The organism is Candidatus Zixiibacteriota bacterium (assembly GCA_016933955.1).
GTDB lineage: Bacteria > Zixibacteria > MSB-5A5 > GN15 > PGXB01 > JAFGTT01.
In genome coordinates this window covers 14843-35725 of sequence record JAFGTT010000012.1, presented here as the reverse complement: position 1 = coordinate 35725, position 20883 = coordinate 14843, and the positions used below count along the sequence as shown (strand labels likewise).

Here is a 20883-nt window from a genome sequence, read left to right as displayed (position 1 = left end):
TCCCGGCAGACTAATTTTTCATATTGGTTACGAATTCCAGGGCCGGGTGCGGATCGTTGAAGAGATCTCCCCGATAAACCCTGATTTCAGAAAACGGCAATGACTGCCTGACCGTCACCCGCCTTAATTTCATTAATTCCAGCAGGGCCATGAAGGTAAGAATAGCGATCAATTTTCTCGGTATATCCGAAAATAAATCCTGAAAAAGCATCGACTCTTTTTCGGCCATCAAATCCAGGATCCGGTCGATCCGGTCCTCGATACTGATCAGTTCGGGATTGATTTCGTACAGCCGTTCTTCCTTGACCCGTTCCAGAACCGCCTTGAACGCCGTCAGCAGGTCGAACAGGGTAGTCGATTCCAGCAACACCACTTTTTCTTTTTTCCCGTTGCCCCCGCCCACCGGAGGGGGAACATAGACCCTCTCCTCCATCAGTCGTTTTTCCCGCAGGATTTCGCCGGCTTCTTTGTATTTCTTGTATTCCAGAAGAGCCGCGACCAGTTCCTCGCGGGGATCGGGTTCCTCGCCGTCTTCGTCATCACGAGGCAAAAGCAACCGGGCTTTGATCCGGATCAGGGTCGAGGCCATCAGGATATATTCCCCGGCCAGTTCCAGGTTCAGCGTTTTCATCAGTTCCAGGTACTGCATGTATTGCTCGGTGACCCGGGCGATAGGAATATCGTAAATGTCGATTTCATCTTTTTTGATCAGGTACAACAGCAGATCCAGCGGGCCGTGGAATACTTCCAGGTTGACCGCGTAATTTTCATTCTGTCCGTTATTCATCAATAGTATTCCATTCTCATGGCGTGGCGGATCTTGGCCATGACCTCGGCCGCTCTCGTTCGGGCCCGGACTGCGCCGCTTTTCAAAACATCCCAGACATAATCTTTATTCTGCATGATGACCGCCCGTCGTTCGCGGATGGGAGCCAGCGACTCGTTCAAATTGGCGGCCAGCCGTTTCTTGCAATCCACACAGCCCAATTCACCGCTCCGGCAGGGCGGGGCGATTTCCCGCTCGGCCTCAGGAGTATAGATACGATGGAGCAGATAGACCGGGCATATTTCCGGACGCCCTGGATCACCTTTGCGAAGTTTTTCCGGGTCGGTGAAAAATTTCTTCAGCTTATCGGCCGTTTCCTCGGGTGTCTCAGCGATAGTGATATGGTTATTGTACGATTTCGACATTTTGCGCCCATCGCTGCCCAGTATAACCGGAATCTCGGTTAAAAGCACCTGCGGCTCGTTTAAGGTCGGGCCGTAAATGTTGTTGAACCGTTTGGCCAGATCGGCGGCCAGCCAGATATGTTTCTCCTGGTCTTTGCCGACCGGCACTTTGTGGGCGTTGTAAACGCAGATATCGGCCGCCTGCAATACCGGATAACCAAGAAAACCATAGCTGTCCATGCCCTTCTCTTCTTTCTTCTCCATGTAGGTGGGCAGACGGGTAAGAGTCGGCACGGTAATCAGCATGGAGAAAAGCAGGTGCAATTCGGCATGCTCCTTGACCTCGGACTGGATGAAGATGGCGCATTTCTCCGGATCCAGGCCGCCGGCCATATAATCGACGGCAACCTCGAAAATCCGATCTTTAAATTCCGCGGTGTGCTCGAAATCGGCGGTCAGGGTGTGCCAGTCCACAATACAGCAATACATCTCATAATCGTTCTGGAGACGCACCCAGTTTTTCAGGCTTCCCTCAAGATTCCCCAGATGCAGTTTTCCGGTTGGCTGCATGCCCGACAAGATCGTTTCTTTAATACTCAAAGGCGGATCACTCCATGAACAGATAGGGTTTCCAGCGGTCATCGGTCACCCCGATAAAACGCTGGATATAAGTGATATGGTTGGGCCGTTTCGGTTTTTTGAGCAGTTTCATTCCGGCCTGGGACGGGGTTCGATGGCCCTTTTTATTATTGCATGATTCGCAGGCGCAGACCAGATTTTCCCAGGAATCGGAACCGCCCAGATTCTTCGGGATAATATGATCCACCGTCATCGGCCCGCGAGTGGTTCCACAATAGCAGCAGGTGGAACCGTCACGAATAATGATATTTTTCCGGGTCAACAGGATTTTCTTCCGGGGGGATTTGATATACCGTTCCAGCCGGACGACCGAGGGCAGGGGATAGGATGTTAAAACCGATCTGATTTTCACGCCGTTATAGGTTTCGATCATCTCCGCCTTGCCCATATAAAGAAGTAGAAAAGCCCGCCGCGCGGAACAAACCGAAAGCGGCTCGTAGTTTTGATTCAAAACCAGCACATTTTGGTTAAGAATGCTCATTTCCTCACCTTTCGCGCGGGTCGCAAACCCGCCATAATCTTATAAGATTAAAATAACGCTCGCCCTTGTCAACTAATTAATTATATGTAAATCCGTGTCAAATCGGCCCGGACCGTAAATAAAGCCGATCAGGTTTGCCAAGTCGGATCGATCTTATTATCTTGATCGCATTATGAATTCAGGTCGATCAATAATATTGACAGCCATTTGTTTCTTTTCTCTGTCATTCATGGCTGTTGCCGACGGCGAAATCAAGGTCGTCGAGAGGCCGTATTTTACTTACAGCGCTTCAAGCGAAATCTTTTTGGAAACCACCGATACCGCCATTACCATCGCCCGCACCCGCCTGATTAATCTCCTCCGCGATTCCCTGGATTATAAACCGACTGTCTATATCCGCGACAATCTTGAGGATTTCAGGAAGTTGATCGGCTCTGCCTTCCCCGATTGGGGAGCGGCCGTAGCCCTTCCGTACCGGGAGATGGTAGCCGTCAAATCCCCGGCCCATTTCAGGCTTGGTAAATCGTTAAATATGCTGATCCGTCACGAGTACGGCCATCTGGCCTTGCATCACCGTTTGTTTCATGTCGATCCGCCCCGCTGGCTGGATGAGGGGGTAGCGATGTATATTTCGGCCGAATGGGGATGGTCAGACAATTTCGATATGTCGAAGGCAGTGGTTTTCAACAGCCTGGTACCTTTGAAAGATATCGAGAAACTCAATCTTTTTCCGGAGGGCCGTGCCCGGACCGCTTATACCGAATCATATCTGGCCGTGAAATATTTAGTTGATGTTTACGAGATTGAGTCGTTTAATATTCTCCTCGACAGCCTGAGGGCCAGGCGGTCGGCCGATGAGGCGATATATGCCGCCATCGGCGCCACCTGTGACGAGTTTGAGAAAGAATTTTTCGAGCATCTGAAAACGAGGTACAATTTCATGACGTTGTTCGGCGACCTCTCCCTGCTGTGGTTATTCCTGGCCCTGGTGGTACTGGTCGGCGCTTATTTGAAATTCCGCAAAAAACAGAAATATTACGATAAATGGGACCGGGAGGAAGAGCTTCATTCCACCGATTTCGATTACGGCGACCCCGATAACCCGGAGAAGATAGACGATGAAGATAAGCCATGGCTTTGAATATGCCGCTTTCTGGATCCTGGCCCGAACTGTGCAGTTGATGCCCGGCTGGCTGGCTGACAAGGTAGCCGTCGGACTGGGTGGTTTGGCCTTTTATGTCCTGGCCTCCCGGCGGCGGATTGCCCTCAATAATCTTCACCGGGCTTTTAAGAAAGAAAAGTCCGAGGATGAATGCCGCCGAATTGCCCGCCTGGCCTTTGTTAATTTCGCCCGGACCACGATTGAATTCATGCGTCTCCCGGTTGTCGCTCGTAAGGGATTCCGAAAAGTTATCCCCGGTACCGAGGGGGAAGATATAATGGAGAGCTGTCTGAAACAGGATAAAGGGGTAGTGTTTATCACCGGCCACATCGGAAACTGGGAATATCTCGGGGGCTGGTTGGCCTCATTGGGTCAGCCTGCCGATTTACTCGTCGGACAGCAGCATAACCCTTATGTCGATAAGATGATCAACAATTTACGGCGCGCGGCCGAGGTCGGAATCATTCCGGTCGGGGTGGCCGCTCGCCATGTTATCAAAGCCCTGAAAAATAATCACCGGGTAGCTTTCGTCTCGGACCATCATTCGGCCTCGGGTGGAGTCGTTGTCCGGCTTTTCGACCGGCCCGCCTCGACCCCCAAAGGAGCCGCCTCGTTTGTCGTCCAGGTGGGATCCCCGCTGGTTCTGGGGCTAATGATCCGAATCAGGTATAATCTTTTTCGGATTATTGCCATGCCGCCGATATACCCGCCAAACAGCGGCGACAAAGAAAAAGATATTAAAGATATCACCCAGCAGTACACTTCGCTGCTGGAGTCAGTTATCCGGCAGTACCCGGAACAGTGGATGTGGACCCATCGGCGCTGGAAGCTCGATTGAAATACAGTCGCGGGCACTTGGACCCGAGCAAAGAATGAAAAATATCGTTATCAGAATTCCCAATCATCTGGGCGATGCCATCATGGCCCAACCGGCTGTGACCGCCTTTGTCCGGCATTGTCCCGAAGATCGGATCAGCCTGATGCTGCCCGATTATACCGCCCCGATCTATGACTTCGCTGACCGGGTTGCCTTGATCGGTCTGCAGGGGCGCGATCTTCACGGATTCCGGGCGATAATGGCCCAGAGAAAATTGCTTTCGGGTATGAAATACGACCTGGGTTATCTTTTAACCCCGTCCTTTTCCTCGGCCCTGTCCTTTTTTCTCGCGGGAGTAAGGCGCCGATGCGGTTATATTACCGACCATCGCGGACCACTGCTTAACGGCGGCCTGCGGCCGCCGGGAGATGGCGTCTGGCATCGCTCCCGGCAGTACCGGCATATACTGGAATCGAATTTAAGCCTTCATCTTAAATCCGAGCGCCCGGAAATAAAACCGACCGACCATGCCATCGGGGCGGCGGTCGGTCTTTTGGCCGCCCATGGAATCAGGAAGGGGGATGCCTTTGTGGCCCTGGCTCCCCAGGCCATAGCCCCCTCCCGGCGGTGGGGCAGTGATCGCTATGGACAACTGACCCGGAGTATCATTAGCGAGATTGGAGTCGGTGTAGTCCTGATCGGAACCATCCATGAAAAGGCGGCCGGGGATGAAATCGCCCGGGACAACCCCGACATGGTCAATCTCTGCGGCGAAACCGATATCGCCACGGCCACGGCCGTGTTGTCTCTGGCCCGGTTGTTTGTCGGCAATGATTCGGGGCTGGCCCATCTTGCCGCCGCGGTCGGGCTTCCATTGGTAGTCCTCTCCGGGGCCGACCGCCCCGCCGAAACCTCGCCCCTGGCCGACAAAAAAATCGTTATTATCAAAGACAATCTGGAGTGCATTTCATGTGTAAAAAACAACTGCCCGCTTAACGGTAAGGCTTATATGCGTTGTATGGAAGATATCACAGTCGATGAAGTCTTTCAGGCAGTACGGAAACTTTGGCCAAATGAATGATGGGGGTAAATAATTGTGAGAATAAAAGGCTTGATATTAATAGTCCTGATGCTGGCTCTGGGGGCCTGCACAAAATCCGGCTGGACGGAATTTCATTCCTCCCCTGGAGGTTTTGCCGTGACCTCTCCCGGTCCCCTGGCCGATACCACCATCCTGGTCGGCACCGCCGTGGGACCGATCGAAATGACAACCAATATGATCCGGATAGATGATTATTTCTATGGCGTGGCCTGGTCCGATTACCCGCAGATTTTTATCGACAGCACCCCGGCCGAAAATATCTTGTCCGGTGCCCGTGACGGAGCCGTAGCCAATATCAAAGGCCGATTATTGGATGACCGGCCCATTCATATCGGCGATCACCCCGGCCGGGAATTCGAAATCGAAATTGCCGGCGGGCGGGGAGTGATGAAGATGCGTATCTATCTGGTCGGACGCCGTTTGTTCCAGGTTACCGCCGGAACCGTGATGAAAAACACTTCTTCACCGGATATGGAACGGTTTCTGGACTCCTTTCGGCTGATGGAAAAGGCCTGATTGAATGGTGATCCATGAAAATCGGCGTAATTGGAACCATCAACCGCGACAGCATCCGGCTGGCTGATGGTATATCACGCGAGGGATGGGGAGGAATTCTCTACAATCTGGCCGCCCTCTCCAATCTTTTAAAAAACAGGGCCGAAATCATTCCGGCTTGCCTGGTCGGCCGGGACTGCTATCGCCGGGTCATGAATATCTTTAAGAAGTATCCGGGCGTGGAAACCAATCGGATCAAACGAGTTCCCGAAAAAAACAACCATTGTTTTCTATCATATACCGACCCGGAAAACAAAACCGAAATTTTGAAAGGTGGTGTTCCGCCCCTGAAATTCTCCGATCTCGAACCGCTTCTGGAATGCGATCTGGTTCTGGTCAATTATATTTCGGGGAGAGATGTTCATATTCGTTCGTTGAAGAAATTCCGTCGTCATTTTAAGGGGCCGATTTATATTGATATCCATTCCCTGACCCTGGGCCGAAAGCGGGACGGCACCCGTTACCTGCGCCGCCCGGCGTCATGGATCAATGTGATGCAATGCGGCGACTATATCCAGATGAATCGCCGGGAATTGATTACTCTGGCGGGAGACAATAACCTTGAGAGTAATGGTCCCGAATCCGATGTGCAGATACAACGGCTATTATCCTGTTTTCGAAAAGAAATGAGCACCGCCCGTCGTCCGGTCATTATCATAACCGACGGAGCCAATGGCTGTTATATATCATCGGGCACCGGCTTACGGATGCCGGTAAAACATATCAAAACAAAAAGAATAATATATGGGGGTAATACGACCGGTTGCGGCGACTGCTTCAGCGCCGGATTTATCGCCGGACTGGTAACCGGAAAAAATCTTGCCCGGGCGGCCCGGATGGGCCATCGGACGGCGGCCCAAAGAATCAGCAATTCGGAAAATATCTACACCTGTCTGAAATCGAGATAAAAGACACGGAATGAATAATCTAATCCGGAAATCTTCCGGGGACTCCCTTATTCCCTAAAAAATGTTGACAGAATTGTTTATATTGTATATATTTTTCATGTAATAGTCGAGCCAATCGGGACAATATGAATTTCTATTATCCCGATTAAAAGTCATTAATACAGCTAAATAGCAGACATCTTTGAGTTGAGAAACATTTCCAGTGCTTTATTTGGGACAAATTCAATTTTAAAACCTGATCCTTGCAGAAAGGGAGGATGAGCTATGACTATGAGAGTGCCAATGCTTGTACTCGGCCTGACGCTGGTTATGTGTCTGGCGTTACCGGCCTGGGGAAACACCGCCGGAACATTGCCGTCAGTGGATGATCAAGGTAATGTTCCTCAATCACTTAATAGCGGTAAAGAGGACTGCACGTGGGCTCCTGGTGATCCCCATAAGATGCATGATCCTCAATTACCCGATGAGGCCGGGTGGGATGTCAACGCCACTCAACCGGTCATTCTGGCCGATGATTGGATGTGCTCGGAAACGGGATGGGTTAAGGATTTCCATTTCTGGGGCTCATGGAAGCATGGAGTCACCGGTAATATTCTTTCTTTCGTTCTGAGTATTCACTCCGACATTCCGGCCGATCAGAGCCCGACCGGTTACAGTATGCCGGGCCTTACCCTGTGGGAGATGGAAGCCACCGAGTTTAACATTACCCCGATCGACCCGCCGACTATGGAAGGCTGGTATGATCCCTCGACCGGTGAAATTCTTCCCGATGATCACCAGAATTATTTCCAGTATGATATCTGTTTTGATGAGCAGTATTGGTTCTGGCAGGAGGAAGGGACTATCTACTGGTTCAATATTTCCGCCGTTCTCGCGGATGGCCAGACAACTCAATGGGGCTGGAAATCATCCCTCGATCACTGGAATGATGATGCTGTCTGGGCTTTCTGGGGCGCCCTCAACTGGCAGGAAATATATGAACCGGAATTGGTTGATACTCTGGTAAACGATTTCATGATCGCTATTGATCCCTTGGGCAATTTCATGGGCGGTGGCGGAGCCGGGGCTTATGATGACGGAACCTCGATTAACGGGACCGGCTGGTATTTTTACCCGCAGTATGAGTGGTATAACATCTGGTTCTACGACCACCCCTTCGATACGTCAAGGTACAAAACCGTCCGACTCGAGTTCGATGTCTTTCCGATGGATCCGGGACAGCCCGGTTATTTCGAAATAGCCGTCAACTGGTCGACCGATGCCTGGTCAATCGAACAACTTCCGGGCGACAGCGCCCCGCCGTTACCCGGGGTTCTGCCGGAAGAACTCTATATTGGCCGGGCCACGGTGTTCGCGGGGGAATTGTATGAAGGGCATTATATCTTTGAATATGTTATCGATGCCTACAATCCCGAGTGGGTTTCGGTCGATGTCCGGGGTTATAATTTTAATATACCCTTTGGCCTAATCACCCATATCTGTCAGCCCAAACGTCTCCAGTCGCTCGACCTGTCGTTTGTGGTCACCGGCGGCCCGCCCGAAACAGGCGCCTGTTGTTTCCCGGATGGCCTCTGTGCTGATTTAATCGAAATCGATTGCGTCAACCAGGGCGGCGCCTATCAGGGCGATGGTTCGGCATGTCTGGGTGATTATAGCCCGGCCAATGGCATTGACGATGCCTGCGAAACCGGACCTTTCGGGGCCTGCTGTTTCACCGATGGATCCTGTATCGTTTACAGCCAGGCCGATTGTTTTGCCCGCGGAGGCGATTACCGTGGTGACGGAACGATCTGTCTCGGCGACGCCAACGGTAACCAGATCGATGACGCCTGCGAGGATGTTATGAGCGCCTGTTGCTTCAGTGATGGTTCCTGCGCCGACTTGATCGAGGTCGATTGTCTTTCTGCCGGAGGAACCTTCATGGGCGTCGGGACTCACTGCCTGGGTGACAACAATAACAACGGCGTTAATGATGCCTGCGAAGGATGGAATCCGGAACAGGGCCATAAGATGCACTATCCGCAGTTGCCCAATCCTGTTGGCTGGGCGGTCGACGCCACCTATCCGCAGGTTCTGGCCGATGACTGGATGTGTTCCGAGACCGGCTGGGTCAAGGATATCCATTTCTGGGGCTCCTATCAGAATGCCTGGGGCGCCCCTCAGTACGGTACCGTTGAGCGGTTTATCCTGAGCATCCATGCCGATGTTCCGGCCGGAATCGATCAGCCATACAGTCATCCCGGTGAACTCCTCTGGCAGATCGAAAGCGATCAGTTCAGTGTTATCCCGTATAGTGATGTAATAGTGCCGGAGGGTTGGTATGACCCGTACCTGCAATTATTCGTGTTCGAGGATCATTTTAATCTCTACCAGTACAACTTCTATCTGGATTCGCTGGATTGGTTCCACCAGGATTCCGGGACCATTTACTGGTTGAATATTTCGGCGGTCATGAGCGCCGGTGTCGAACCCTCGGGCTGGGGCTGGAAATCGACCCTTGATCATTGGAATGACGACGCTGTCTGGGGTCTGCATCAAGGCCAGTTCTGCACCGCTCCCGATAATGGTTTCGGCACCATCGATCTGCCCGCACTCTGTCCGTTCCTGCCGCTTCATGAGAAGATGCATATTATCGACGGTCTCCCTCCGGGAACAACCATCGAGTGCGATCCGGAAATCAGGGATTTCTTCAATATTGTTGTTACCCCGGGCGGAACACTGGGCGGCGAAATTCTGCAGTTCGATGCCAATTTGCATCTTGAAATGGCAGGAACCGGAACACTGGCCGGCTACACCCGCAGTATTACCATGCCGGTCGAAATCGAAATCCATACCGGTCCGCGGGTCCCGGGTGATCCCATCCAGATTTTCCCGTGGGAACTCATGTCGATGACCGGTTCGATTGTCGGCGATCCCGATTTCGATCTCCTGCAGATAACCGCCGGAACGGCCAACGGATTACCATGTCCGGGCGAGGTCAAGCTGACCGAGAATAAGGGCGATGGCACCTATTGGGTCGAGAGCTTCTTCGATATTACTTATCGCATCGACTTTATCGGCGCACCCGGGTCAATGCTTGATGGTTATGCCGGATCGACCACCGCCACCATCAGGATGTTCCAGGGGGCCGCGGTTAATTTCTGGATCGAGATGTATGAACCGCCCGATTTCTTCCAGTCGCTGGATCTGTCGTTCGTCATCACCGGCGAACCCGATTTCGTCTGTGATTGCCGGCCGGGCGATGCCAACGGAAGCGGCACTTATAATATTCTCGATGTCACCTATCTGATCAATTACCTGTATAAGTCCGGTCCGGCGCCGACGCCGTACCCGATCTGCTCCGGAGACGCCAACTGCAACTGTGCGGTCAATATCCTGGATGCAACTTATCTGATAAGTTATCTTTACAAATCCGGGACGCCTCCGTGCACCTGCGAGCAATGGCTGATCAACTGCGGTCCGCCGCTCCGGAAGTAATCTTATTGTTTATCTATTCAAAAGGCCCTGCAACAGCGGGGCCTTTTTATATTCGGGACATCGTCCCGACTGCCTCTCTTTCACGTCGATCGATTTCTTTCAAAGTATTCTATATATTTACTGCTTGTCTCCCAACCTGTTAGAGACTTATGAGTCACTCCGGCTTGATTTCCCGTAAAAGATTCAATAGATTAAAAACTCTATTCACATGGAACGGACTTTTTTCCTGGAGGAAGAATGAGAAATAAACTTGGAAACGTTCTCGACTGGCTGAAGGGCAAGGGAGTCGATTATGCCGATTGCCGGTATGTCAGGCGAGAATCTGAATCAATTCGGGTGACGGATAATATTGTCGATACTCTCGCCCGCGATGTTAATGTCGGTGTCGGCGTCAGGGTGCTTCATAAAGGCGCCTGGGGATTCGCCGCTGTAGCCTCGACCCGGGAGGCCGATCTGAAAAAAGCCGCCAACAAGGCTCTTCAGACGGCGCGGGCTTCCGCCACCACCATCAAGGAACCGGTCAGGCTGGCCGATCAGGAGACTTTCAAAGACCATTACCGGACACCCTGCCGGAAGGATCCTTTTGATGTTCCGCTTAACGACAAGGTGAATCTGCTTCTGGAGATATCCGGGAAGTTGAAAAGCGATGAGAAAATCAAGGCCGCCGAGGCTTCGATGGCCTTTTTCCGCACCAACAAAATTTTCAGCTCGACCGAAGGCGCCGAAATAGAACAGGACATTATCGAATCGGGAGCCGGGTACCATGCTGTTTCTTTCGATGGCAATGATGTTCAGAAACGCTCCTATCCCAATTCTCACGGCGGTGATTTTGCCACCCGGGGTTATGAATTCGTCGAGGAGATGAATCTCCTCGACCATGTTGATCGCACCCGCGAGGAGGCGGTCGCCCTGCTGACTGCCGAGGAATGCCCCGACGCCGAAAAGGATATTATTATCTGCGGTTCGCAGATGGCTCTCCAGGTGCATGAATCCTGCGGCCATCCCACCGAACTGGACCGGGTTCTGGGAACCGAGATTTCTCTGGCCGGGGGATCGTTCATGCAAATCGACGGTCTCAACAAACTCAAATACGGTTCGGAAATCGTCAATATCTTCGCCGATGCCACTATCCCCGGCGCCCTCGGCTCGTTCGGGTATGACGATGAAGGCGTCAAAGCCCAGCGCTCACCGATTGTCAGGGAAGGAATTCATGTCGGTTACCTGACCAGCCGCGAGACGGCACCGGTGATCAATCAGAAATCCAACGGAACGATGAGAGCCGATGGCTGGAACCGCCTGCCCCTGATCCGGATGACCAATATCAACCTGGAGCCGGGCGAATGGGAACTCCAAGATCTTATCGCCGATACCAGAGACGGCATCTTCTTCGATATGAACAAATCCTGGTCGATTGACGATCGGCGGCTCAATTTCCAATTCGGAGTGGAATGTGCCTGGGAAATCAAAAACGGGAAACTGGGTCGGATGTTCAAAAACCCGCTCTACACATCCATGACCCCCAAATTCTGGGGTTCCTGTGATGCTGTCTGCAATAAGAAACACTGGCATGTCTGGGGGGTTCCCAATTGCGGCAAGGGTGAGCCGATGCAGACCGCCCGGGTAGCCCATGGCACCGCTCCGGCCAGGTTCCGTAAAGTGAAAGTGGGGGTGAGCAAATGATCGGAAAAGACAAACTGTTTACGACTTTCGAAAAGATCGTTAAATCGAGCAAGGCCGATGAGACCGAAATCGTCTATGTTGGCTCCAACTACGGCTTGACCCGGTTCGCCAATTCGATCATCCACCAGAATGTCAATGAATCGGATGCCAAGGTTTATATTCGGACGGTGAAGGGCCGAAAAATCGGGGTAGCCGCAACCAATTCGCTGGTTCTCAATGATCTCAAAGCAACCCTGAAGAATTCCATCGAGATCGCCCGGTTTCAAAAAGACAATGAATATTTCGATGGTTTGCCCGGACCGCAGGCATATAAATCACTCGAGACACATTTTGAAAGCACGGCCGCCTTTGCTCCCAAAGATCGGGCCCGGCTGGTGAAGAAGATATTTATTCGGGCCAACCGCCGTAAATTTACCACCGCAGGAGCCTTCAGCACCGGCGAGGGTGAACTGGCTGTTTTCAATACCAGGGGCGTTCGATGCTACCAGCCTCTCTCCAGCGCCAGTCTCAATATCGTCGCCATGTCGCCGACCTCATCGGGCTACGCCAGTAATCTTTCCCGCCGGGTGGAGGATATTGATACCGTCGCTCTGGCCGATATTGCGGTCGAAAAAGCCCGGCTGGCCAAACGACCCAAACCGCTCAAGGCGGGGGAGTACGAGGTTATTCTGGAACCGGCGGCCGTGGCCGAGGCTTTCGAATGGACCAATTATATCGCCTTCGGATCGAAAACTTTCACCGAGAAATCATCTTTTCTGGCCGGGAATATCGGCAAGAAGGTGATGCATGATTCGGTGACGATTTACGATGACGGCAATGATACGGCCGGAATCGCAGTGCCGTTCGATTTCGAGGGAGTCCCCAAACAGAAAATCTACTTTGTCAAAAACGGAGTCGGTCAGGGAGTCGTCTGGGATCGGACTTCGGGCAAAAAAGAGGGCGTCCCGTCGACCGGTCATGCCATAACGCCCGATGCCGGCGGGCAGGGCGCCTATGCCCTGAATATTTTCATCCAGCCCGGCGATAAAACCCGCGAGGAGATGATCGCCTCTGTTAAACGGGGTATCCTGGTAACCCGGTTCCATTATATCAACGGGTTTATCGATACGCCCAAAGCGGTTCTGACCGGGATGACCCGCGATGGTACTTTCCTGATCGAGGACGGCCGGATCAAACATGGTATCAAAAACCTGCGTTTTACCGATTCCATGCTGCGGACCTTCTCGACCGTCAAGGGAATATCCAAAGATCGGACCCTGTTGCCTTCCTGGTGGGACGCCATCGGATGCCTGTGTGTCCCGGCTTTTCATCTTGGATCATTCAAATTCACCGGCACGACCGATTTCTAATACGGTTTGAGAGAATATCGGAATCATGACCCCGCCGACCCCGGCGGGGTTTTTATATTGCTGATATTACGCCGATACAACTGGATTCTCTAATCGGGTATGGAAATGCCGTCTTGCGCAAAGTCCTAATTGTGTCTTGGTTGGTAATATACGGCCGGACAGGAACTTAGGCAAACAGCACGATTCCATAAACAAGACTCCCCGATGGAGCTTAAGACCTGCCGGCAAGGACGGAACCGACTCTATTCCGGCTATTTGTCAAAAAAAGGCTTGGCGGCGAAACCCCGACTCTCTATTTTTCGTAAATATGACCAGAGAACTTATGGGCCGGATATTTAGGAGGACAAGTAATGTGCAGAAAAGCTATCCTGGCCGGAGCCCTGGCTATGGCAATTATCGGTTCGATGTTTTGGGTCGGTGCCGTGTCGGTGTACGCCGATGATGTGGTGGTGGATTTCCGGGAATTCTATGAGGGTGATCTGGCGGTCGATGGCTTTGAGCTTAACGGGAAAACGCGGCTGACGATTGATATTGTCGGGGCCGAATTAAAACATTCCGATGACCTTTATGCCTACGGCTGGATTCTCGATGCCGCCAGCCGGGAGCCGGTTTGGGTTCTCAAGGAACAGGATACCCAGAGATTCGGGAAAAATAAGGAAGTCCGGCAATTCAGCGGCGAGGTAACCCTGCCCGCGGGTCGTTACGAAGTATATTATTATGCCGGTCAACCCTATTACTATGACAATCTCGAAATCAAAATAGATAATCTGAGCGAGGCGATCGACCTGCTTCAAAATCTTTTCGACGATTCCAGGGACAAGGAAAAATACTATTCCGAGGATATCGGTGATTTCATGATGCAGATTAAAGCCCCGACCGGTTCATTCAGTAAATTCAATCCGGTTGAGGATCTCGGCAGGAAGGCTATTGTTGAGTTTTCCCGCCCGGGCGATGATTATTTTGAAAATAAAGGCTTCAGCTTGAAAAAGGACATGCCGGTCAAGATCATTGCCATCGGGGAATATTTCTCGAGCGACCGGGTTTTTGTCGATTACGGCTGGATTATCAATGCTGATACCCGCGAGAAGATCTGGCAGATGGATAAATGGAATACCTCCTGGGCCGGGGGCGGACGTAAAAACCGTGCTTTTATCGGCCAGATCGACTTGCCCGAGGGCAATTATGTCGCCTCCTTTGTAACCGATGACAGCCATTCTTTCGGGAAGTGGAATGTCATGCCGCCGTATGATCCTCTCCATTATGGGATGGTGATTTATCCCGCTAACGAAGGCGACCTTAAAAGCGCCGCCGATTATGTTGATAATTATTCCGAACCGATAATCGTCCAGATTGCCCGCGTCCGGAATGATGAATATGCATATAAAGGCTTTACTCTCAAGAAGGAATCCCGGCTGCATATCGTGGCTCTGGGTGAGTACGGCAGCCTCGAAGAGTTTGTCGATTATGGCTGGATCGAGAATGTCGATGATAATGAAGTTGTCTGGAAAATGACCGGAGATAATACCGAACATGCCGGGGGGGCCTCAAAAAATCGGCGGTTCGACGGGATTATCACCCTTGAGCCGGGTAATTACATGGTCTACTATATTTCCGACGACTCCCATGCCTATCGCGACTGGAATTCCACCGCTCCCTATGATCAGGAAATGTGGGGCGTCACCATTTATGGGGCCGGCCGCGATTTCGATGAGAAGGCGGTCACGGTTTTCGATGAACTGTCAACCAGTTCGAAACGGCTGGTTAACCTGGTCGGTCTCGGTGATGATGAAGATGTCCGCCAGACTTTTGAACTTAAAAAACCCGGTAAAGTGCATATCTTTGCCCTGGGCGAGGGTAAAGACAACCGGATGTACGATTACGGCTGGATTGAAAATGCCCGGACCGGTGAAATCATCTGGGAAATGACCTATCGTAAAACCAGACATGCCGGCGGCGGAAGCAAAAACCGGATGGTCGATACATACATCAATCTCGATGCCGGGACCTATAATGCTTACTATGTTACCGATGGTTCGCATTCTTTCCCCGACTTCAACACCTCGCGTCCCGATCGACCTCATATGTGGGGAATAACCATCAGCCAGGAATGATTTTCCACTGTTCTCTCTACACTAACGGCGGAAGTGTTTTGCCAGTCCTTCCGTCGTTTTTTTATTGTTACGATTAAAATGACCGCTTCAGCTGGCTGTGACGGCGGCTGGCGAGGATTTTCTGACCGGCAGGTTGATGGTGATGGTGGTTCCCTGTCCGGCGTTGGATTCGACCCTGAGACGGCCCTTGTGATTATCGATGATTCTTCGACAAACCAGCAATCCGAAACCGTGCCCGGTTTTTTTCGTGGTAAAACGGGTATTGAACATTCTTTCGAGATTTTCCGGATCGATTCCCCCACCGTTATCCTGCACGGAAAGAGAAAACTCCTCCTGGCATTCCTCAAGAACAGTACAGATACGTATCTGCCGCTCATTCCCGTCCGAATTCTCCTGCATGGCGTCGGCGGCATTATTGAGCAGGTTGTACAGCAATTGCTGCAATTGACCGGTGTCGGCCATGGTGATGATGGGCAGATTTGATTTTTCGAAGATGATTTTGACATCCATAAAATGCCGCTGGACTCTGAGGTATTCGATGACATCGGCAATCAGGGCATTGATATCGCATTCTTCCTGGCTGGATTTGATACGGGAGAAATCCATTAGACCATTGGTGAACTTTTTGATATTATCCAGATTGGTCATAACCGCCTGAAGGTATCGTTCCAGTTCAGTATAATTCTTTTTATGTAGTTGCGCCTGCATCAGGGACAGGTTGCCGACCACCACTCCCAGAAAATTGTTCAATTCATGACCAATTTCAGCCGACATCTGGCCTTTGGTGGCCATTTTTTCCAGCTGGATGGTCTGTTCCTGGAGGTCTTTAAGACGTCGATAAGCATTCCGGCTTTCCTCCAGGAGAATAATATTCTCCAGCGATATGGCAATCTGGCTGGTGGTTATACCCAGAAGTTTCAGTTCGCTTTCCTTCAGGGCTTCCGCTTCATCGGTATAACCCAGAATAAGGAAACCATGCAATTTGGAAGCGCGTTTCAGGGCAATATTGACCAGGTGATACCCTTCCCGGTGCCAGGTGGGAATCAATATACTTTCCAGTTTGGCGGGATCAATAGTCCGGGTCAGGGGATGTTCCTGCACGGTTCTGATGATAAACGGCTTATTGAATTCCTTATAATCCTGCTCGAAAATATTCTGACTGCACCGGGTAAAGGTTTCCTCGAAACCGTTACCCGATGCAGTATCCGTCGAGATGATCCCGATTTCATTATCGTTGTTGTTTTTGAAAACCACGCAACCCAGGTCGGTCTTTCCCTGCATCATGGCGAATCCCAGCGATAGCCGCATCAGGGATCGCCGGTCACTTACGGTGTACATTAACTGGTTGAGATCCGAGAGCCGGTTCAATTCATTGGAGAGTGTTTTTTCGGTTTCTTTCTGGCTTTTTTTAACGGCGCTCTTGACCGCCTGGCGAATCTCGTTGAGTTCGAAGGGCTTCATTATATAATCGAAGGCCCCTTCCTTGATAGCATCTTTGGCAGTATTGAGATTGGCATAACCCGTCATGAAAATTATCCCGATCGAGGGGATAATCTCCCTTGCCCGGCGGGCCAGTTCCAACCCATCCATACCCGGCATGCGGATATCGGTCAGAATAAAATCAAAAAACTCTTTTTCGATTATTTTTATCGCTTCCAGGGCATCGTTGGCCAGATGAATATCACATCCAAGATCCTCCAGAGCATCCCGGGCAAATGAAAGGACAATATCCTCATCATCGACAATGAGAATTTTCACCGGACGACCGTTTATTTTCGGTATTTCGCTCATTTTACCGTAAGGTTCTTGGCTTGCATAATACGCTCGATAGTATCGCGTAACTCGTCAAGGGCAAAAGGCTTGGCGAGACAGCAGAGGGCTCCGGCGGCGGTGGCCGCTTCGGCCAGTTTGTCGGGAAAGGAATCCGTCATCACGATCGGAACATCAGGTTTTTCCTTCTTGATCTTGCGGACCGCCTCAAAGCCATTCATAATCGGCATATGCACATCGCAGAAGATCAGGGCATAGTCACCCTGAATGGCGATTTTATAACCTTCCTGACCATCGGTCGCGATATCGACCTCAAAACCGGCATCGGTCATCACTTCATGAAGCAATTCCCGTATGACCGGAGTATCGTCAATTATGAGGACTTTGTTTTTTGACATTTTCAGCCCCAATCCTGAATACTGCCCTTGTTTTCGGGGCCTAATGATTTTTCTACTTCGGTCCGGATCTGCTTAATTGTGAAGGGCTTGGAAAGAAAGGCACAGACCCCGTAGCCGAGTGTACTGCTGACCGATGAGAGTGAGGAATACCCCGAAATCACGATTATTTTGGCATCCGGGTAAATTTCCTTGGCAAACCGAACCACCTCTTCACCCGAGACCCGGGGCATTTTCATATCGGTTATTATTAGATCGTATTTCACTTTTTTTAATTTATTGATGGCTTCATCACCGTCGGCGGCCTTATCCACTCGGAAATCCTCCAGGACATCCGAGAGAAATTCCCGCATCACCTGTTCGTCATCGACTACCAGAATGCTTTTGACTTCAGTGTCGTCCCTGTGCGCCATCTGATTTATTATACCTCGCAGAAAGATTTATATTATATTTTGTCGGCTGAACAGGTCTTCTTCTCCAGTGGGATTATTATCGTAAAGGTGGTTCCCTGACTAACTTGGGATTTCACCCGGATTTCCCCGCCGTGTTCCTTGACTATTCCGTAACTGACCGATAGACCCAGACCGGTACCCTTGCCGACCTCCTTGGTAGTAAAGAAAGGCTCGAAAATTTTCTTCATATTTTCCTGACTGATTCCGCGGCCCTGGTCGGTAATGGTAATTTCGACCGCCCCCTGGAATTCGCCCAGAGGCGGCGCAAACCGGGTGGTCAGCCGGATCTGGGTGCCGGGATCAGAGGCGTGCATGGCGTTGATAATGATATTGGTGAAAACCTGTTGCAGCTGGCTGGGGTTGCCCTGGATGATGGGCAGGTTGGGATCGAAATCCTTGACCAGTTTGACCTGGTTCATCATCAGTTGATGTTCCACGAAAGTCAATGTATCCTCGACCACCGCATTTATATCGACATCGTTGAACTCGACTGTCTGGGAGGTCCGTGAGAATTTCAGCAGATTCTGGACAATAGCCTTGCATCGCCGCGACTGCGCCTCGATATCGGTCAGATATCGGACATAGGAATCGATATCTTTTTGTGAAATCTCGCCGGCCGTTTTTTTCTGTATTTTTTCAAGGGTAAACTGAGCATATCCCAAAATCCCGCCCAGCGGGTTATTCAATTCATGAGCCACGCCGGCGGCCAGCTGGCCGATGGCCACCATTTTCTCCGATTGAATCAACTGGGCCTGAGCATCCTCGAGTTCCCTGGTGCGATCGATAATTTTTTCCTCCAGCGTCCGGTTATAATCCTCGATCTCTTTCTGTGATTGCTTCAAAGATTCAATCATGCGGTTGAAAGATTCCGCCAGGAGACCGATTTCGTCGGACCGAACGACATCAACGGTTTTGCTCAAATCACCTTTGGAGATCTGGTAAGTTACTTCCACCAGCGATTCGATCGGACGGGTAATGATTCTGACAAAGGCCGAGATGATTATGATCGCCGACATGACCACCATCAGGCTCAGCAGAATGGCGGCGGTCTGTGACTTGGTGATCTCCTTGTTGATATTTTTGAAGGTCAGCCCGATTTTCACCTCGCCGATAACATCCATCATCTGTTCACTGGTACTCCCGTACCCATAAACGGTTCCGAGGTTCTCCCGCGAGATTGACTGCCGGACCGTCAGGACCGGCTGGGACAACTCGATAAATTCGGTTCCATTGGCCGCTTCGAAATGGGTCCGGGTGAAATCACCCCAGTCGTTATGAATTTCTTCCGGTTCGCCCTTGGCTCTGGCAATGGTTCCCAGATTACTTCCGATCTCGGCCAGAATCCGGCCATCGGCGGTGGTAATGACGACATAGATTATATCATTGGCCCGCGCCACACCCTTAATAAGATTATCCAGTTCGGTCTGGGATTCCAGAATAACCCCGTACTCGGCGTTGTAAGCCAGGTTAGAAGCCAGAGCCTGACCCCGTTTTTCCAGTTCCGTAAGATAAATATCACTCTGGCGATTAATCAGATAACCGCCGATTATCAGCATACTGGCGACAATTACCAGTGAAACCACCACCACGAACCGCTCACGAAGCCCGATATGATTGAAGGATCCAAAGAGGCTCATCGATACACCTCCTTGGCCACTGCGACCAGTTCATCGGGGATTTTTACATCAATATGCTTGGCCGTTTTTTCATTATAATGGAACCAGATGATACCGGGAACAGCCACCGGAATCGAGGCCGGGGATTTACCCGAGAGAACCTCGATGGCGATTTTACCGGTCTGCCTCCCGATATCTTTATAATCATAATCAAGGCCGAAAAGGGCGCCGGATTCGACCATATTTTTGGAAAATCCCATAAAGGGTTTGGCGCTGCGCAGGGTATTCAAGAGAATAAACCGGGTGGCCCGGGGCGAATAAATACGCCCGTCGGCGACCGACCAGTAACCATCGACAATGGAATTGAGCGAATCCAGGGCGTTGGGGATATCTTTTTCCGATTGAATCTTGATGGCGTAAAGGGTCAGATTGGCCGCACTGGCCAGAGCCTTGGCCGGCGGAATCAGGTTCTCCGTTTCATCGGTATACAGGACCCCGATGCTCTTGAGATTACTGATAACCTGCTTGAAATACTTGAACTGAATATCGGGCGGTATATCCAGCGAGGCCCCGGTGATATTGCCTCCGGGATTGCTGAGGGATTTAACAAAACCGGATGTCTCCGGGTTCAAAACGGCTGAGAAGATAATCGGTTTATCGGGTATTCGCTCCGATATGGCTTTGGTGGCGTACGATCCCACCGTGAGTATCAGCCGGGGATCAAGCTCTTTAATTTTGAGGACCAGTTGCTCCATGTTGGCGCCGTTTTCGGCCAGGTACAGTTCGTAGAAAACGGAAGTTTCATATTGCCGGCTGATCGCGGAATGAATCCCCTTGATTGTTCTCAGGGTGGTGCTGAGGCTGTCGGAATAGACAATGGCCAGGTTGATGGACTCGGCCCGGATACCATTTATAAATAATATTATTATCAGAAAAAGATATAATGGTAGGAATAATCTATATTTGGCAGGAGATTTCAAATTCCTATGTCCTCACACCAAGAGGTTTTTTTAAGTCCATCAGCCGTTACTGTTTCCGCCATTTCCCCTTCAGCGGTGTATATTTCCTTTCTTTTATCGGGTCAACCGCCGGAAACTTAAGCCCTCTGAATTGATTTTATCCGGCCCGCATTTATAAAGCGATTTTTGCTGTTCGCCGCCGTCCACTGACCCGGTCTGAATTGAAACCGAAAATCAATT

General features: G+C 51.0%; 17 protein-coding genes. 9 read left to right on the top strand and 8 right to left on the bottom strand.

Annotated features, from left to right (window positions below; all coding sequences use genetic code 11):
- Positions 1-10 precede the first annotated feature (10 nt).
- The 3 genes from JXQ28_03730 to JXQ28_03720 are packed head-to-tail and all read right to left on the bottom strand — an operon-like array spanning position 11 to position 2290.
- Positions 11-787, bottom strand: coding sequence for a segregation/condensation protein A (locus tag JXQ28_03730; GenBank protein ID MBN2276839.1), 777 nt, complete (start codon positions 785-787; stop codon positions 11-13).
- Positions 787-1770: a tryptophan--tRNA ligase gene (trpS, locus tag JXQ28_03725; protein MBN2276838.1), complete on the bottom strand. Its 984-nt coding sequence runs from the start codon at positions 1768-1770 to the stop codon at positions 787-789. The genes JXQ28_03730 and trpS overlap by 1 nt, the downstream gene beginning before the upstream one ends.
- Positions 1771-1777: 7 nt before the next feature.
- Positions 1778-2290, bottom strand: a complete 513-nt coding sequence (locus JXQ28_03720; protein ID MBN2276837.1) for an HNH endonuclease — start codon at positions 2288-2290, stop codon at positions 1778-1780.
- A gap of 172 nt (positions 2291-2462) precedes the next feature.
- Between JXQ28_03720 and JXQ28_03715 the strand changes: the two genes are divergently transcribed.
- From JXQ28_03715 to JXQ28_03675, 9 genes are all read left to right on the top strand, one after another.
- Positions 2463-3431: a hypothetical protein gene (locus JXQ28_03715; GenBank protein MBN2276836.1), complete on the top strand. Its 969-nt coding sequence runs from the start codon at positions 2463-2465 to the stop codon at positions 3429-3431.
- Positions 3409-4290, top strand: a complete 882-nt coding sequence (locus tag JXQ28_03710; GenBank protein MBN2276835.1) for a hypothetical protein — start codon at positions 3409-3411, stop codon at positions 4288-4290. Before JXQ28_03715 ends, JXQ28_03710 begins: the two co-directional genes overlap by 23 nt.
- Before the next feature lie 34 nt (positions 4291-4324).
- Complete coding sequence (waaF, locus tag JXQ28_03705) at positions 4325-5350, top strand: lipopolysaccharide heptosyltransferase II (GenBank protein MBN2276834.1); 1026 nt, start codon at positions 4325-4327, stop codon at positions 5348-5350.
- Between the two features lie 15 nt (positions 5351-5365).
- Positions 5366-5887, top strand: coding sequence for a hypothetical protein (locus JXQ28_03700; GenBank protein ID MBN2276833.1), 522 nt, complete (start codon positions 5366-5368; stop codon positions 5885-5887).
- Between the two features lie 14 nt (positions 5888-5901).
- Positions 5902-6834 (top strand): carbohydrate kinase family protein, encoded by a 933-nt coding sequence (locus JXQ28_03695; GenBank protein MBN2276832.1) that lies wholly within the window; start codon positions 5902-5904, stop codon positions 6832-6834.
- A gap of 264 nt (positions 6835-7098) precedes the next feature.
- A complete protein-coding gene (locus JXQ28_03690) occupies positions 7099-10311 on the top strand; it encodes a dockerin type I repeat-containing protein (GenBank protein ID MBN2276831.1) in 3213 nt (1070 codons plus the stop codon).
- Between the two features lie 237 nt (positions 10312-10548).
- Positions 10549-11991: a TldD/PmbA family protein gene (locus JXQ28_03685; GenBank protein ID MBN2276830.1), complete on the top strand. Its 1443-nt coding sequence runs from the start codon at positions 10549-10551 to the stop codon at positions 11989-11991.
- On the top strand, positions 11988-13340 hold the full coding sequence (locus JXQ28_03680) for a TldD/PmbA family protein (protein MBN2276829.1): 1353 nt from the start codon (positions 11988-11990) through the stop codon (positions 13338-13340). Before JXQ28_03685 ends, JXQ28_03680 begins: the two co-directional genes overlap by 4 nt.
- Positions 13341-13690: 350 nt before the next feature.
- Positions 13691-15451, top strand: a complete 1761-nt coding sequence (locus JXQ28_03675) for a hypothetical protein (protein ID MBN2276828.1) — start codon at positions 13691-13693, stop codon at positions 15449-15451.
- 87 nt (positions 15452-15538) lie between these two features.
- On the opposite strand, the gene JXQ28_03670 is transcribed toward JXQ28_03675, so the two are convergent.
- Genes JXQ28_03670 through JXQ28_03650 form a run of 5 tightly spaced genes read right to left on the bottom strand, consistent with a single transcriptional unit; the run spans position 15539 to position 20664 of the window.
- Complete coding sequence (locus JXQ28_03670) at positions 15539-17242, bottom strand: response regulator (protein ID MBN2276827.1); 1704 nt, start codon at positions 17240-17242, stop codon at positions 15539-15541.
- Positions 17239-17619: a response regulator gene (locus JXQ28_03665; GenBank protein ID MBN2276826.1), complete on the bottom strand. Its 381-nt coding sequence runs from the start codon at positions 17617-17619 to the stop codon at positions 17239-17241. Before JXQ28_03665 ends, JXQ28_03670 begins: the two co-directional genes overlap by 4 nt.
- Positions 17620-17621: 2 nt before the next feature.
- Positions 17622-18029, bottom strand: coding sequence for a response regulator (locus JXQ28_03660; GenBank protein ID MBN2276825.1), 408 nt, complete (start codon positions 18027-18029; stop codon positions 17622-17624).
- Between the two features lie 32 nt (positions 18030-18061).
- Positions 18062-19705 carry a HAMP domain-containing protein gene (locus JXQ28_03655; protein MBN2276824.1) on the bottom strand — a complete coding sequence of 548 codons (1644 nt, stop codon included), beginning with the start codon at positions 19703-19705 and terminating at the stop codon, positions 18062-18064.
- Positions 19702-20664 (bottom strand): ABC transporter substrate-binding protein, encoded by a 963-nt coding sequence (locus JXQ28_03650; GenBank protein MBN2276823.1) that lies wholly within the window; start codon positions 20662-20664, stop codon positions 19702-19704. Before JXQ28_03650 ends, JXQ28_03655 begins: the two co-directional genes overlap by 4 nt.
- Positions 20665-20883 lie beyond the last annotated feature (219 nt).